This window comes from Marinomonas posidonica IVIA-Po-181 (assembly GCF_000214215.1).
Lineage (GTDB): Bacteria > Pseudomonadota > Gammaproteobacteria > Pseudomonadales > Marinomonadaceae > Marinomonas > Marinomonas posidonica.
Genome location: NC_015559.1, coordinates 1,412,990 through 1,431,050 on the forward strand (window position 1 = coordinate 1,412,990; position 18,061 = coordinate 1,431,050).

4 protein-coding genes are annotated in these 18,061 nt (G+C 41.6%); all 4 read right to left on the reverse strand.

Going from position 1 to position 18,061, the window contains the following annotated elements; all coding sequences use genetic code 11:
- Positions 1-457: 457 nt before the first annotated feature.
- A complete protein-coding gene (locus MAR181_RS06640) occupies positions 458-1,531 on the reverse strand; it encodes a hypothetical protein (protein WP_013795834.1) in 1,074 nt (357 codons plus the stop codon).
- Positions 1,532-1,634: 103 nt separating this feature from the next.
- Positions 1,635-2,291, reverse strand: coding sequence for a hypothetical protein (locus MAR181_RS06645; RefSeq protein ID WP_013795835.1), 657 nt, complete (start codon positions 2,289-2,291; stop codon positions 1,635-1,637).
- Between the two features lie 11 nt (positions 2,292-2,302).
- The gene (locus tag MAR181_RS06650; RefSeq protein ID WP_013795836.1) at positions 2,303-10,543 is read right to left on the reverse strand and encodes a Tc toxin subunit A-related protein; all 8,241 of its coding nucleotides are present in this window, start codon (positions 10,541-10,543) and stop codon (positions 2,303-2,305) included.
- 218 nt (positions 10,544-10,761) lie between these two features.
- Complete coding sequence (locus tag MAR181_RS06655) at positions 10,762-18,021, reverse strand: SpvB/TcaC N-terminal domain-containing protein (RefSeq protein ID WP_013795837.1); 7,260 nt, start codon at positions 18,019-18,021, stop codon at positions 10,762-10,764.
- Positions 18,022-18,061: the final 40 nt, after the last annotated feature.

Sequence of the window (18,061 nt, forward strand, 5' to 3'; positions counted from 1 at the left end):
AAGCTAAACCACTATTTAATAAGGCTATTTATTGGTACTTGGCGATTTATGTAAAGCTAGATTGGATAATTGCATATATACAACGTTATCTTTTCACTCTTTCTTTACAAAACTAGCTGAATAAGTCTTAGCTTAATCTTTTAGGTTCAACTAATTGGACTTAATCAAATCTGATAGTCTCATGTGTGCCAATAGAAGACGAAATAGTTAGATCTTTTTAAAGGTTGAATCGCCACCATAACGGTCATTAAACTTTCTATAAAACTGTCCAAAATTTGTTAACCGTTTCAGAGGGAAGCGACCTGATGACTGGGAAGAAAGGTTAGAAAACGACGGTTAATAAACAAGGCCGTTTAGAATGGTGGGAACTCAATCAAAGCTTCCACATTCCAAACTCATTTAACATATTTTTTAGCAAACTTACTAAGATTTATTCCGCCGTTAGCAGCTTACTCCGTTATAAAAGCAAATTTTTAAATGCTTTTTCTAATGTTGTCCGTTTATTACCTTCGAGTTTTTTATCAAAGCAAACTTCCAATGCGTCAATCATATTATTCACTCGTTCGGCATTATCAGTACGGGCAATATTGATTTGACTTTTCGCTAAATGGCTACTGGAAATATTAGAACTTTTTTTAGTACAAGGGTTATCACATGTGCCCATAGGGATAAAGTAAAAGGCATAGCTTGAATTTTTTTCGTTATAACGCCCCTGATCAGCACTGATACTAAATTCTTTTCCTGATTGAACCGGTAGTATCAGGTTTCCATAGTTGGAAAAAGAACAATTAGGGCCAAGGTTGTTTCCACCGGTTGCTGTGACAGTGAGATCACCAGATGAGGCTATTAGCCAAAGCATTGAACGTACGTCACATTTATCTGGCGGTGTAATAGTTCCAATCACAAAACCATCAGTATTCGCGGTATAAGTGCCATCATCAAGCGTAGCCGTCGGGCTCCCCATCATATTAACGCCGCCTTTGCTTACCTCAATGGCGGGCCCCGAGTTATTGTTGGTCAGATATAAGGTTGACTGTGTTGATGAATTATTGGTTAAGGTTGCGGCTCTATACCCTTGTCCATCAGCCTTTTGGTTTTCTAAAACAAGTGTAGAGTGCTCACTGGAGCTATTGAATACCGTTGCTCCACGATTTGTGCCGGTATTATTGACGAATAGGCTTGAATGGCTATTTGAATTACTTTCAAAAAAAGCCGCCCATTTGACCTTATTCCCCGGATTAGCGCTACCGCTATCAACATTTTTAACATATAAAAATGCCTCTGGTTCTTGGCCATCCTTTAAACAGCCTGAGGCTTGTATTGGGCTATCTGTTGAAATAGCCAAATTTTCATCTGAATTAGAGAGAGTTAACGTCGTGTCATTACCTGAGGTACTAAAAGAAGCAGCAGCTCCGGTATTCGTAACGGTTAAACCTGGATTACTATTATCTGCATTAATGTTTACCGGTGTATCAAGGTTCACCCCGCCGACTTCCAACAACTGTTTTATTTTATCTAATTTCTTTTCCATTGTTCCCTCTCTTTTATTGGCTGAGTATTTTCTTACTTAGCTATTGATTTAGTGCTACAAGACCTTTAAAAGCTTATCTAAACCTCTTGCAGCTGTGCCTAGGTTATAGCTGTTTGTTTTCCAAGACCGAGATCCGGTTTAACAATTCTTCATTTGTTTTAATCAATGCTGCGACTTGTAACACCAGTGCTTGCATATCGATATCTTGTGATGATGAAATATTATTTTTAGCGAGTAAAGATACAGCCTGAGTGGTTAGTTGATTTGAGGTAATAGCTACTGTCCACTCGTTAGAAGCATAATTCGACATATCAGAAGGACTATTAGATGTCAGTGCATACCAACCTTCCTTTTCTGGCTTACCATCTCTTTTAGCATCGCTGTCATAAAGCTGATATCCACTGCCTGTTGTTAGATTAATCTTGAGTTGTCCGGCATGCAATGCCTGCAGTGTTTGCAATTCATCCTTTCCAATTTTAACATCCGCAATCTCTATGGTGTGTCCACTTAGAGTGCCTGTAGAGCTGATATCCCCCTCACAACGGATGCTCTCCTGAGAGCTAATACTACCCACCTCAATTGCTCCATCTGTAGCTAGAGCCGAGCCAACACCAGTATTTGAAATCGTGACTGTAGGCGAGTTACCACTGGTAGTAAAACTCGCTGCTGGACCGGTATTAGTAACAGTTAAAGCTGCGCTATCACTATCTACATTTATATCTACTGGTTCATCCGTTATATTTTCTAATAGTATATCCATTGCTATTACCCTTATTGAGTTTGTTTTTTTAATAGTTGCTTAACGGTATTTTTAAAGCTGCTATTGCCAGCGTATGCGGTGTAATGAAGCTCAATAATGACATCGCTAAGGCTTGCTAAAATCCCCGGGTTACTGTCACTTGGGATTTCTAGTTCCCAGTCTGAGACAGCACCTGTGCCCTGGAATGGCAGATAGCGTTCACTACCAAAATTAACGGTAATCATGCCGGAGTCATTAACCCCTTGAGAAACAGCAATTTGCTGGTTTGTCATCCAGTTTTCTCGCACTTGCGAGACACTCTGCTGGGATTTCCCTAACAAGTACTTGATCCCTTGAATATCATCCTTAAGTAATACTTTATTGACGGTTTGGGTTAACGTAGCGCAAAGGTTCTGATAAGGCGCAATCACCGCAGGTAACGTGACGGTGAGCGTATTGATCTGACGTCGATAGTGGCCAGGGTAGTCAAGATCTAAATCAGCTTCGGTCAGGCTAAAATTACATTTACCGCTTTTTTTCAGTTCAGCCAGAGCGGCCTCATCTAACGTATTCAATGAGATTATTTTTCGAATTTCCAGAGCACGGCTATCGCTATCCATGTAAGCCTGTTCCATACGGTGCAAATCTAGCATTAATGCATCGCCGGCACCTATCCCCTGATATTGGCTATGCCAATAATTGGTTTGAATAAATGGAGTGGTGATATCCAGGGCTTTTTCAAATTGCCAGGCCAGTTCAGCCTGCTGGGCCACCTTCATCGCAAGTTGATAAGTTTGAAAGTATAGTGTCGATAATTTAGCGCTATACCATTGATAAAGCTCTTGGTTGGTGAATTTATTTTTCAAAAATTGCGCGACTTTTTGCTCTTGCTCGATATTTTTTTCAAGCACAGTAATTTGCTGTTGCGCGACCGCTTGCTGATAACGGGCCGCTAATTGCTGGTCGGTAATTTGATTAATATCATTTTGAGCCAGCGTTTTTTGTAACTGCCAGTCTTGGGCGCGTCGCTCAAAACTGGCCTGAGTGCCCAGATCACCCGATTGCATACTTAATACTTGCGCTTTAGACTCCATCACATTGGCCGGTATCGCAGCTCCCTGGGCCAATGCCTGACCACCATCCGCCAAACCAAATACCGTTGGTATCAGGCAAGCGGCCGCTTCGCCTCCGGTCTTAAGCGGTTGTGCGTTTGATTGTAACTTGGCAGCATGTGTACCTAGGGAAACTTGCTTGCTTTCTTTCGGGCTTAAATTAGCCGCGATTAAAGCATCGTAATAATCATAACGCGCCTGTGCACTGCTTAGGCTGGCCTCTAAAGAATCACTTGTAGCGATTGCCGCATTTAATTGATTGTCATTAATCGTGCGGGTAAGCGCTAAGACATTTTGCTGATTACTGTTGTATAACAGCGATAAAGCTTCAGCGTCTTTCTTTTCCAATGCGGCAAGTAACGATTGACCAAATTGCATGGTCAGCTGGGTTAACTCTTTTGCTTTGCTCAGCGTAACCTGGAACTTGTAATAAGGTGGAATACTGGTGGTCGCCGCGATTGCTTGCTCGACAGTTTCACCGGAAGCCACTCCGGCGACTAATTGCATTGGGTCAATGGCCGGCGCGAACGCAGAGACAGTTTCAAACTGACCGTTAATATTGAGCTCATGACGGATATTAAATAACCGGTTAGCTATGGTCTGCCAATAGCTGATCAGCTGTTGATTCTCGGGTATACCAAAATAACTACTTATGATTGAGTTATTCGTTAGCGGGATAAGTAAAGATGAACCTGGAGTTCCCTTCTGCTTAACTGGATCAGTAGCCAGAGAAGGAGCAAGCTCTTGTTCGAAATCAGCTAAGGTTTGCCCGCCAGATTCTATTCGCCGGTGATAAGCCTCAGGCTGCTCGCCCAACAAGTCGTAAGCCATAGTGTAATAGAGCGTGGCCTCACTAATACTTTCGGAAGTGTATTGGCGAAATAAACTATCGGCATAATCTAAGAGATTATTAATGTAATGCATCACAATCGTTTTTTGATAGGCGATAGGACGCAGTGTTGCAATAGCATGAGGGTCAAATGGGTCGTAGTGATAGATAGCAAGTTGATTCGAGTCAGTACTATCTAATAACAGCTCTTCCTGTAAGCTCAATCCGTGCTCTGTACGTAACACTTTATTACTGGAACAACGAAGCCCTAAGAAGCGCCAATATTTATCAGCTGTATCGCCGTATATATCCCTCTCATCCGTTGACAGATGAATGCAAGGATTAAATATAAATTCAAACCATGATTTAGCCGGCTCAAACTGTTGCGCGGTCTGCAACTGGTGGGCAATCAAAAAAGGGATATGGAAGAATAGTTCGGTAAAATAATTCCCCATCGGTCCTTGATTAAAATCCAGCCTAGTAGATGGATAATTCGGGAAATAGTTAATATCAGGACTCAGACTACTAAACGGTATATCAGACGTTAACTGGCTCGCCAGTGTATAAAAGCCATCAATACCTTCAAGTGCCAGGGTGGCTTCAAGTTTTTTAACGGCAAGTGGTGCATTTAGTCTTAATGCCGTAAACACGACAGAATTGCCTGTATCTGTATCTGTATCTGTATCTGTATCTGTATCTGTATCTGTATCTGTATCTGTATCTGTATCTGTATCTGTATCTGTATCTGTATCTGTATTAATTATATTTGAAGAGCTAGGCAAGCACAGATAAGAAGATGGTGCGCTATTATTTCCCTGCTCCATTTGATAAACAGCCCAATTAGGTTGGCCATTAACGGGGATCGCCTCTACCTGCTCTGAAGAAAATAAATCACTGCTACTAACATCAAGACCTATAGCAAAATCATTGCTGATATGTTGGTTACTATTGGCGTAAATTAAGTTGCATTGTGAGGGCGAGAGCACATTACTAAAAGCCAGAACTTCTTGCAGGGCTCCGCCAAAAGTACCTGGCTCTCCGTTATCAGAGAAACCTACCTTAATACCCTTTAGTAAGCTAATTTGTGGGCTGAGTACTGGGCACCCATTTAAATAAATATTGGTATTCCAGCAGCTAATGCTAGTAGCTGAATCACCTTGTAAGATCAAGGCGGATAAGCCATCAACGCTGGCGCCAAATATCAACCCAGACTGTGCTTGCTGTGCCAAGTTGAAGGCGTGATTCCCATCCATTAATTGGGCTGTGTATTGATAATAAATATTCTCGTCATCAGCCCAGGATAGTACTAAGCCCTTAGCGTTGAAGTCATAAGCTAGTTGGATGCGCTTTGATACCTCAATATATTTAACAACTTCATTGTCCTTAACTTTTACAGCATTTTTAAGAGGGATTTTGGTTGGTACTTGCGAGTTAAGATCAGCAATGTCATTAAGTGAGTATAGATCGATACATAGTGGCTCACGATTGCTTGCTATCGCGCAATGCAGAATTTCAGTACCATCTTCATTATATGAGACAGTCAAAGACGGGCTGCCGCCATAAATTCTTGCATCGGTAAATTGTGTGTCTGTAATACTAGGTAACAAGTCACCGTTTTCGCCAGAAACACACCCCATATGAAGGCGTGATTCATATGTAGTTTTTGTTTTTGAAAACGATAACCAGGCGACTACAAGCTGGCCATTGTATGATATTAAAGCTGGGGCGCTGGCTGAGCCTGACGTCACTCTCAACCCTGAGCTGCTATCGGACGAGTCGTATTCTTTCTGCTCGATGACCTCAACTTCATCAGCTTCAATGTTTAATCGAGCAACATTTAACCAATAGTGTTTATTATCATCTGGACCTGGCCAGGTAATGTAAAGGTGTTGGTTAAACACTGCCAAGCTATAGCGGTTGAACAAAAAGTTGTTCAAGGGACTAACATTTCGTTCTACATTTCGTAAAGGTCTTGCTTTACCCAAAGTCACGCCATCGTTATCTTCAATGATTTGAGAAATATATAACTGGCTATCTGCAGACCAGGCTACCCACTGACAACCATTAAGAGTGATGATATTCGAAAGATAATTAACCTCTGTATTTGTCCCTATGTTTTTCAGGTTTTGTTGATTTAACAGCACATGGTTCCACACGCTCATATCAAGGTGTTGATGGATGGAGTCACCATTAGCCAATGAATAACCATTTTGATCAACATTAAAAATAGTGTCGCTATTACTAGCATTACAGACATCAAACTCTTGATTAGAGTCCGCTTTAAACCAAACTGACAGCGACTTGGTTGCATCATCACCGGGAGCATTTAATGACAGCGGTAGACTGGTCATCTCATAAATATTATCAACTGCACTCTCAGAGTTTGTCAGTGTTTTTGCGGCAAAACGCGCAGCATCTTGCGCCTGACTAAGAATGCTATTGCTACTTACCTGATATTGAGTTTTATTCCATGAGACATAAATGGTTTCATTGGAATGGAAATAGACTAAGTCAACAGCTGTATCTTCTGTAGCTTCTGTTGCCAATACCTGTGCCGGTAACCAGTTATTACTGGCATCTAAAAAGCTGTATTTTAGAAGGTATTGGTATGTTTGGGTGGTGGGGTTTTGACTGGTATCGGCATTGCTTTGATTTTTTTCGACCCAAAAGATAAACCATTTGCCAAAACCATAAACAGTATTCACTGTTCCTATCGGCTGCATAGATAAATCGATAGATTGCCATTGTCCCCAATAAAGAGGTGTATAACCCTGGCTTTTTGACGGGGTGAAAAGCGCGTTCAAGTAATAATATTGCGGGCAACTCTCATTGGTTTTCCCTAACAAAAATAAATTTTTACCCGCCGTGCTTGAACCTAAGGTATGGGCATAATCAAAAGCAGCGGTACTTTCTATGGTTAAATTGGCCAGGGGTGATAACCCGACCATATAATCAAGAAGTGAGCTTTCTGTTGTTTCCGTATCGCTCAAATTACCCTGCTGTAAATGGTTTTCCAGCTGCTCAAATAAATCGGATTTATTTTTTCGCAACTCTGGCTGAATATAATTTTCAGGGTAAAGAAATACTTCGCGATTATCCTGCCAAACCCTGTAGTGTTGTATCCACGGCCACCACTGATGCAATTGCTGATCAACTTCAAAGCCGGCTTCCAGGTGGTTTAAACAGCGGTAAACGAACAGCTGCACAGCATTAATGGCCTCAGATATACGTGAGGTTTCAACCACAGCATCAACATTGACATCTATGAGCAGGTATTCATATAAATCATTGCCATTGGCTATTGATGTGTTTTGGGTGTTATTTAAATGCTCAATAACTGCAGGTACTAATGCATCGCGCAGGTGATCACTGAGTGTATTTTGCATATCCGTCAGCAGCTGGCTTTGATCATGATATTGAGATTGCAGGCCGGCCCATAAAGCAGCGGCAAGCTTTTGATAACTCTCAAAATCACTGTCGGTGGCCTCACTTGTGGGTATGGCAATTAACAAGTCAAGCATGACAACATCAATATCTAGTAGCCTGAGGGCTTTGACATATCTTGACCAGTGCTCTAATTGGCTAATGTTTTTGGGGAGGTTACTCTCAACGTTTATACCGAAAATATTGATATTCCAGCCGAACAGCGCGGTTAATAAATCGCTTGCATCTGCCGTGTTGTTATTCACCGCATCAAGATAATCAAGCAGATGGTTATGGCTATCTTGACATTGAATTAATAGCTCTTTAAAAAACACTAACGACTGAATTAATTCAAAATTTAACCTCGCCGGCTCGGTCACAAAATAACTAGGGTTTCGGTAAAGGGTTAACAGCTCGGCTGTTGATAAATTAAAAGACGATATGAGATCTGCGAATCGCGCCAGCCTGTTCAATAGATTAACTTGCTGTTTGGTTGGCGTATTCAAATCTGATTCGGGCTGAAAATCTGATGGTACGATATCTAACCATCGACAGAGTATATTTAACTGCTCAGGTACTAATGCGGTGATAGAAGACAATTGCTGTTCAATCGCCTTAACTTGGGCTTGTGCGTATCGGTTGAAAACATTCCAGCATTGCGATAACAAGGTATCGCTTGGCGTAATTTTGCATATAGATAAAACACGAGTTAGCTCTGCTTCAAACTTTTTCTTTTCAGGTATCGCATTGAAAATGCCCTGACCTGACAAATAGCGTTCAGATAGATAGATCCATATTGGATTGCATTCAAGCGCGATATCGACACCAAAACTGATAATAGCCTGCAATCCATCAACCACTTTCTTGGCTAAACTGTCGTCTAGGTGTAGCTTAACCAGCTCTTGGATTATTTTGTCTTCATTTTTAGCAATATAGCCAGATATATTAGAGTCAAGACTGCTATAAAGTGCAGTGACTGCCGGGGTGTTTTCTTCAAAGATTGCTCGTGTTAAGGCATGCTTGACTAATGCGGTTCGGATTGCGTTTATATTGTTGGTAAGCTTGGCTAAACTGGGTTTAGTGTTTTGAATGCTGATGCTGTTGCTGGACCCCGTTAACCAGTAACGAGTTTTTTGTATCGGTATATTTTTAGTGTTAAACCATAATACGGTATCTGTCAGCTGACCGATAATACTAAGCAGCTTAGTACCATTAATTGACTGCTCTGGGCCAAAATTACTCGCCGCCATAATCTCTGTTAGCAGAGTGTTTTGCTGATAATCCTGTTGTGGATTAGTGCTAACTTTAAGGGCATAGGCCGACATACAATCTTCTAATGATAAGGCACATATTTGGGGTAAAAGGCTAATGCGGTAGAGGGTCGATAAGTTCTCCAGGCTCAGAGGATCATCTATATCGCCGGCGATATCCAAGATAATCTGCAAGTCCTGCTGAGATAGCTTTAAGACCGCCTGTAAAACTTGTTGCTGTTCCTTTGAAATGGACTCGTTTGCTAATGCTAACTGATGTCGTAAGGTAAAACGTTGTGACACATTGGTGTTGTTTACCAGTTGCTCTAAGTCATCCAAGAGCGCATTTTCACCGTATGTTTTTATTTGGTAAAGGTATGCACAGGCTTGGTTAATAGTGAGTATGCCAGCGCTTTCTAAAGTTTTAACCCAGGCTAATAACGGCAGCATGTTATCGGTAATATCATAGTCTTCGAGCGACCCTTGATTGGTTGCTGAATACGTTGCGCGTAACGCCCAGTCAAGATCAGTAAACGACCAATTAAGCCATTTTGCCAGGCGGATAAAGCGATGGATACGATCAAGGGCAACATTGCCATCAGAGAATATTAGTTGGTCGCTTTTGGTATAGATAGGAGTCGACTGCCCGATATTAATAAAGAAGTCTTTATTAACTTTTGCTTCTGGTTCCAGCTCTTTGGCTGTTAAATCCTGCTTCAGCAGCTCCTGCAGTTCAGCTTCGGTAATATTTGTTTGCTGCTTAAAGGTGCTGGTATTTTGTAAGCTGATTAGCTCACCGTCTAAACCATAATACTTCAGCAGTTGATCGGTGTTGGTATTGGAAGTGCTAACCAAAAGCCATTGTTCAGGGGATAGCCCCAGGGTTTCTATGGCGATACTTTTATTTTCAATTGCTGTTGGTTGGTCAATCAGACCAAGCCATAACTGCGGCAAGCTGGTGTTATGCTGTTTTAAGTAGGTTCGGATTTGATTCAGTGGCTGGTGATAGGGCAGGTTAAAAGGGTAGTCTTGTGTGACCAGATCCTGAGCAGAAAAGTCAGCTCCCAACTGTTGCATCAAAACATCGTTAACAATATCCAGCTTTGAAATCATGGTATTGGTATTGGCGCTGTTCAGAGTGATATTTTTAATATCTGGCCGGCGCTCATTGAGCAATATGCTGGCCGCATGGTCGCCGGGCTTTTTATGAATATGCTGGTCAGCCAGCCAGACCAGATCAGCTAAATAGGCCGCCGGTGATAATACCGAACGGTCTGGATCGACTTCAGTGGCGTTAACTACACCAAACTGGCCTTCATAGCTGGGATCCAGTGTGTTATCGCCCGTATTTTGTTCAGCGGGTGTCGAAAAATTAGCAAAACGAAAGTTGCGATAATAGGCACTACTGCGTTGCTGAGTGTCGACATGTTGGTGTACAAGCCTGCCCATATGCGCCTGGGCCTTTTGGTGTAATTCTGCTGCGAACTGTTGAGCCCTATCTGGCTTGATCTCGGTAAACAGCTGGGCATATTTTTCGACAAAGTTCTTTTGCGAATAACGGCTAATTTGCTGAGTTGAAGTTAAACCGGCGTTAACTAACGTTTTCGCGACTTCTTTTTCTGTAGTGACGGGTGATAATTTTTTCATTGTTGCTTCCATGCCTATTCCTTATCATAAATAATCGTTTTTCGATTTCGATCCAACTATTTTTCGTACCATTACTTATATACAAGTAATAAAGCTTTGCCCTTAGAGCTGGTTAGTACAAACAAAGCAAGATAAGAGATCTGATGTTTGTATTTAAGTTCGACTAATCAAGCCTCTTGATTAATGTACCAAAAGGCTCGGTATATCCTGCCCCCCAAATATCCAGGCACCTAATGTTTTCTAGCGCAACCTTTATCCTTCCATGTTTTAGTTAAACTTGAAAAAATGTCAGGAAACATATTCTTCACTGCCATATTTCTTGATTCATCATCTTCAGAAAATGCTACATTCATTTTTTTTGCGGAATTTAATGGTTGGATCCTAAGAGGAATATTATTATCCTCAAATGACTGATACATTGATTTAAAAATTTTTGCTGATTGGGAATCTGGATTTTTTGTAGTTTCAGATAAAGAGTATACTCTTAAAAACTTCGCCCTGAATATGTAGTTATTCTCTCCAAGGTTTTCCTTAAGATAATCATTAAATTTTCCTATTGTTATTGCACAACCTAAACAGGGAGAATAATTAATCTTGAGGCTAAAAACATGTTTATTATTTTTATTGCCATTACTATTTTTAAAATTAGTAATGTATTTTTCTAGTGTAAATCCTGATTCTTTTACATTTTGCCTGAACGATGTAAGGTTCCAATCTTCTGAATGGAAGTTATCTTTTAGTCCAAATTGATTATGAGTACCGATATCCAAAAACTCCAAATTTTTCTTAGCAGGACCATTTACTCCCATACAAGCAGTCTTTCCGTTTAACTTCAATTCAGAGAACACCGAAGCTCCCTCGGTTTTGAAATATGATTCTTTACTTTGATTATCATTTAATCCTGATTTGTAAAACGTAGCTCGGCCTCTATTACCGGCACCAGCTAAATTAGTTTGTATAGCCTTTGCAGCTGTATGTTTATCTTCAATTTTATTAATATCATTATTTTGCACTGCCTTTCTTTTTCTCCCAACTATATTATTATCTTGCACTGCCTTTTTTTCTCTCCCATCTGGATCATAAAAAGTTACCGGATTTCCCCCAACAAAGGCATACAAATTCATGCCATCGACTCGGTGAGCCGGGTCGGAGTTTAACCAGCGCCCTAAGCCGGGGGCATAGTAACGGCGACCGTAATAATAGAAGCCGGTGCTGTTATCCCGCTCTTTGCCTGAATAACGGTATTCTTTGAGGGCCACCTCGATAAGATTTTTACCGGCCCTTAACGCGGTGCCGCCATAGGGGAAATATTCTTCATAACTAATGAGTTGCGCCTGTTGATCTAACTCCAGCGCCACCGAACCCAAATGATTATCCAGCTGGTAACGTATTTTGCGAATATTAAGGTTTTGAGTTTCTTTTTGGTTTTTGTCGATATCCCAGCTGTGGATAATGGCGATACAAGTATCACCATCCATCACTCTTAGGGTTTGCCGTTGCAGGCTAATATTAAGTTGCTGATCGGCAGCTAGGGTTTTATTTCGTTTGAGCTCATAGTTACCCAGGTATATTTTGTCTTCTATATGGCTTAGGGTGCCATTTTTAACCATAAGTTCAGACACTTTGCGGGTGCGCTGTTCATGGCTGTCGTAAAGGTAATATTCGCTATCATCCGGCCCGTTTTGGCGTTGCACTATAGTGGCTTTGACTAAGTTTTCACAGCAGTTAAAACTTAAATCGAGGTTGCTGCCTGTGCTTGCCTGACGAAGGTTGCCTGAGGCGTCATATTTTAGGCCTTGCAAATGATTGCTATTAGCCTCGACTGGTGTTTCCGTTGTCCACGAGTTTGATGCTTGATGCTGCTTTTTAACCAGGTTACCTGAATCATCATAGCTATAAATTTCGCTATAACTTTCCAGGGCATTGCCATCATTGATGCTCGGTAATGCAATAAAGTCTGCCTGCTTTAAGCTGCTGGCATTAACTCCTGGGTGCTGGCGACCATTAGTGGCGGTTAATCGGTATAGGGCATCATAACTATAGTCAGATAAAGGTGAAACCTTCTGGTTGCTATGAAAAACAGTCTGATAAGTTTGATCCCGTAAACGGGTGATATTGCCAACAGGGTCATAAGTGTATTGCAAATCTTGCTGGCTATTTTTAATAGCGAGCAGGTGCAAGGTGGTGGCTTCGTATTGAAAACAGGTTTTAATGCCGTTGCCATAGTGAAGTTCGGTTCTTTGACCGTTGGCATCATAATCAATTTTTTTGATGATTTGTTGATAGGTGCCGTCACTTAAAGTTAGAGCAACGGACTTGAGTAGCCCTAATTGGTTATAACTTTTGGTGGTAACTGAATCATCAGGTGTGGTTTCAGTGATTAACTGTTTAACGGCGTTGTAGGTAAATTGACTTTTGTAGACGTCGTTTTCCAGTGCGACCTCCTGCCTCCAGTCAACGGCCTTTTTATAGTCTTCAACTATTTGGCGTGACGTTTGTAATACTTCGCCATGTAAACTGTATTGATGGTGAATAACCGTGCCGGATAAATCATTTAATTGGTGCAAGGCACCCCATAAATTGCAGTCTTGCAATTCTGTTTGGGTTTTACCTTGTGCTAGCAGGTAATCTTCATAGAAAAATTGCTCGACCAGATTAAACTCGGTGAAAGCATCAATGACCTTAACCCCGGATAACTTTTTAACTTTAAGCTCTGTTTGTCGTTGCAGGCAATCATAATTAATTAGCTGGCAATAATTGCGAGCTGACAGAGAAATCAGCTGTTTGCCATAGATATTGCTCAGGTGCCTTTCTATACCGGCATCCGTGCTGTCAATATAGATAGGGTCTTTTTGCCCCATGGGATAGCGGTATTTAAAGTTGTAATAGTCTGTTTGGTTAACGTTATTGGACTGGTACAAACGTGGATCTATAGATGTGACGGTACGCCCTTGTATATCATTCGCTTCATAGGCAACTAATTGTTCCTGCTGCGCTTTATAGCGAATATCCCGAATGACAAACCCTAGATTATCCAGTGCTTTGATTTCCGGTGTATTGTAAAAAGCGGCGGCCTTATCTAAAGCATCATTCTCATCTTGCTGTTGCTCGGTTGGCTTATCTGGGTAGTTGGCTTTGAAATTTTTGTAATAGTCGGAATCTACAAGGGTATCATTTTCATCAAAATGTTGTTCTAACCAGGGGCTGAATTCAACCTTGGAGAAAAAACCTTTCGGCGATACGGTTTTAATCACCCGGCCTAATGGGTCGTAGTAGAGCTGGGTCGGTGGTGGGCAAGGTATATCTTGTTGATCTTCATATTCAGGTGTATTGATAAAATACGGCAGATATTGTTCTACGGCTTTGCCTTTATTGTTGTATACGGTACGGCCTGAAACTTGCCAGCGACTTGTTGGAAATTGTTGGACCTGATTATTTTCGGTTTTTAATTCGCCATTCGCTTCTCTGATAAAAGCGAGCCCAGGATCGGCTTTACGTTTTGTTGCCAATATATGGCCAAAGCCATCACTGTAGCTGACTTCTATTTGGCAATAGGGCGCGTTATGTTTTTGTGATGAACAATAAAAGCTATTGCGAACCAGGTGAATAGAAGACGCCGGTTGCTTGCTTTGCACCCAGGCATGCAGGTTGTAATAGAAATAACTGCAAGCTCCCTGTAAATAATCTTTGGGACTATGTATGACCTGCTCAAACGCTGGTGCCGCTTGTTGCTGATATTCTGCTTTTGTAGCGTCATGGCTATAAAGTGTCATACCACCACTATTGACGCCTTTTTCGGTGCCGATTAAGGAGGTGACAATGACCTGCCCTAAAGGATCGAACAGTGCCTGGGAAATATTGTTATTCGGGTCAGTTAACTGGCATAGCTGGGCGCAGCGATAATCGTATACGGCCTTTGTGGTTAAACTATTTGTCGTGTCGATAAATTGCTGAGTTTCAGTGACAAACAAAGCATAATCATCATAACTAAGGGTTTCCAATGCATACAGGTTGGAACTTGCTTCGACAAAAACATTCTCTGTTTTGCTGGGCTGGTAAAATTTGTGTTGATCATAAAATTGCACTAAACCTTTATTCCACCAGTAGTTCGACTTTTGCTCAAACACATAACCGGCTTGTGATGTCAGGGTGTCTTCAGTAAGCCTATTAGCAAAGACGTCATCAATAAATTCTTGGCTGAATACGGCTTTTTCGTGATGATGTATAAGATTGATGGCGCAGGTTTCACCAAGCGGTAACGAGAGCGTTAAATCTTCATTCCAAAAGTAAGTTCGCTCCCAAGTTAATTGCCTGGCTTGTAATCTGTCGCCACTTACAGGCGCATCATATGGTGTGATGTTGTTTTGTTGCTGTAAATTTAACCCTGTGATCTTGTTTTTAAGTTCATCATAGCTGCAATAGTGATCACTTAATTCAAGGTTGAACAATTCCAGTTGTTGCTGCTCACAGGAAAGATGGTAATAGAGGTTACCTTGCACCGGGGTGACATATTTTTGTAAGCTGACGATCGCCTTGAGTGATGTTTGTTCCGGATAGAAGGTAACGTCAGGATCAGCACTATTTCTGCGCGCCAGGCTAATGTCACAACTGACTAAAGGGTTACCGAACGTGTCTGTTGCCAGGATAAAGTGCTGCTGTACTCTTGGATCTTTTGGGTTTCTCTCATAATGGTATGAAATACTTTCCCGTGGGGTGACCATAAATACCGCATATTCTTGATCATTTCGCTCCTGATATAAACTTACCTCCTGGCAATGCTCCTCTACGGTATAAGGCATTTGATAAAGTTCTGGATTGTCTAGCGGATCATCGGCATACACTTCTGCCCTGATCACCGTACCTTTTAAGGCAGCATAGGCCTGATTGAGGGTTTTGTAGTCGTCGGTTACAACATTCATTCGTGCCGCAGGAAAGTCGTAGGCGTCTTTATCGCCATTAAAAAAAGCGCCTAATTTGTTGTCTGAGTGTTTATATGCATAAATTTGTTGTGCGGCACCATTAGCATACCAAGTCTTGGTATATACCGGTGGCGTATAGTATTTTTTCTCAAGATCTTGTCTTTGTGCGGAGCTTTGTTGTTGAAATTTGTCATAGGTTTCGCTATCCCAGGTTTCAACAAAACCAAAGCCATAAAACTCTTTCTCTTCGTGGTCATAATAACCATCATGGTAGGCAAAGCGCGTCGCTGTCTTAAGGCCTGTGATTTGGTCAATGTTAGTGGTTTTAGCCACCAACTGTACCGGGAAGGGCAGCTGGGTTCGCCAAGGGGTACCTACTTTTTTATCTTCAAGGTAGAAGTGGGTAGAGCTGCAATATTCTATTATTGAAACAGCGCCCATATTGTTATCAATTTCATTGAGCAGGTAAGGCTTGATAGTCGATTTAGATTTCCCATCTACCATTGAGTCGCCGACAAAATTATAAAAATAGTGTTTGGGGGTCGGGAGTATCTTGGTATACACCAGGCAGCTGGTACCATTACCTAAAACATCCGAAAATTGTATCTGATCGATAGCACTGTATTGGCACTGCTCAGGTAAAGGGATGGTGATCGCATCTGAAAATGCATTACCGCCCTGGTTAATATACAGGCTAACTTGTGTAGGCTGTACATAAATAAGATCTGTTGTGCCTGAGCCATCAATATCCGCTAAAAATAGTCTTTTCGCGTCAAAGTCATCACCAAAATCAGGCGCTGATTCTAAACTGACTTTATCGCCATATTTCCCAAAGCCTAAAGAAGGCCAACATTCAACGCTATTTTTAGTGATTTTTACACGATGAGGAAGCCCGTCTCCGAAAAGGTTGGTAAAACCAACGTGCTCCTTGGGGTAATTTTTTTTGATGGATGGAAAGCCTTGAGCTTTGGTCACTCTGTTTTCACATCCATACCCTTGCTTACCAGATGACGGGTAAATATGGAGCGCTTCTTGGTTTACTAAAAGGAGATCGGTTTTGCCATTATTACTGAGCCCGGCCATTTCCATATCCGGGTTGGCATAATCGGTAGGGTATCGCTCAAAAGCTTGGTATTGCTGCCAAATTGGGCTTGGCGCTTTGCTTTCCAGGTGACGGCCTCTTTGATAAAAGCCGGTACGATTAGTATTTTTTACAACCAGCTCTAACTGGCCATTACCTTCAAGGTCAACGAGGGTTGTCTGGGCGTTTTGGAAGTTTTGATCAACAGGGAAATGTGTGAGGGTTGTTGGCAGAGCATAGTGTCCGTTTCCTTCGGGTTCACAATATAACAAACTTTCAGCATTGCTATATAACAATCCAGATATACCTTCTCCTTTTAAATCAACTGGTTGAAAACCAGAAGTGTTCAAATAACCAGGAATGCTGGCACTGTCAATCGCCAACTCTTTGTAAACAGGGGCGTCGGGCAGGTTAAATTCTGAAAACTTAAACTCAAGCGGGGGCATGGACTGAATGTCGTATGGTGACTCAGCGGCTGTTCCTGCTCTTTTATAGCCTGTTTCTATAACGCTTTGTAAAAGTGAAATATTACTGTTATTCGACAGGCTATAGTTAAGGTTGAGAGTTTTGACCAGGCAGTGGTCACCAAGCTCAGCCTTAAAGTGATGAAACAACAATATATTTTGACATAAACGCCTGGTGCGTATTTCAAAAGTACTTTTGTAAGAAGAAAAAGGATCTGGTCGGTAAGACCAAGTTTTCGAAGGGCTGTAAGGGTCATGGCCGCCTTGCGTTAAATTTGACAGATCATATTGGCCATAATCAAAAATGACCTCAAAAGCATATTGCTCTTTACCGCTCGCATCCAAGAAGTTGCCATACTGAATGTTTTGGATGTATTTATTGGTTAAAGCCCTGCCAACTTCGTAACCTTGGTCGCCTACTCCTGCATTGTCTTCCTGAACGTAGTGGTAGAGGATTTTATTTTCTTTCGAGTCAACAGTGCTTTCGATAAGCCATTCAAAAATGTGGGCAGGATTTTCCTTATCGAAAATTCGTGCCGCAGGGTTAAGCCCATAGACAGATGTAATATTGTTCGCGCTGGTTACTTTCCAGTATGCGCTACTTTTATCTGCTTTTAGATAATACTCAATCAGGGAAAACGCGCTTTCAACTCGTGGTAGGTATTGGCTGATCAAGTAACCGTCTTCCTGCCGCTGGCTTTCGCTTTTAGGCGTCAGTACTTCGCCATCGAGCATAAAAATATCATCGCCATTAAATTGCGGCAGCCCTTTTTCTGTACGAATAGATATTTTAGACAGGTTGATCGAACAGCCGAGGCCAAAAATGCCATTACCAGTACCTGAATTGTAAGAGAGAGATAACTGGGGCTCTAGACCGCGGGCATGTGTCAGCGGGATGGGGATGTTGAAGTTTCCAGTGCCGGTAAAAGCACTTGCTTTAAAAGTTTCACCAAGAGATTTAAGGCTGCCACCGCCATCAGGGAGGCTTATTTTTTGCGCGGTTATCGTGTTGCTTGATTGGTCCATTCCATGGCCCTTTCTAAAATTATAAAAATGTTATGTGATG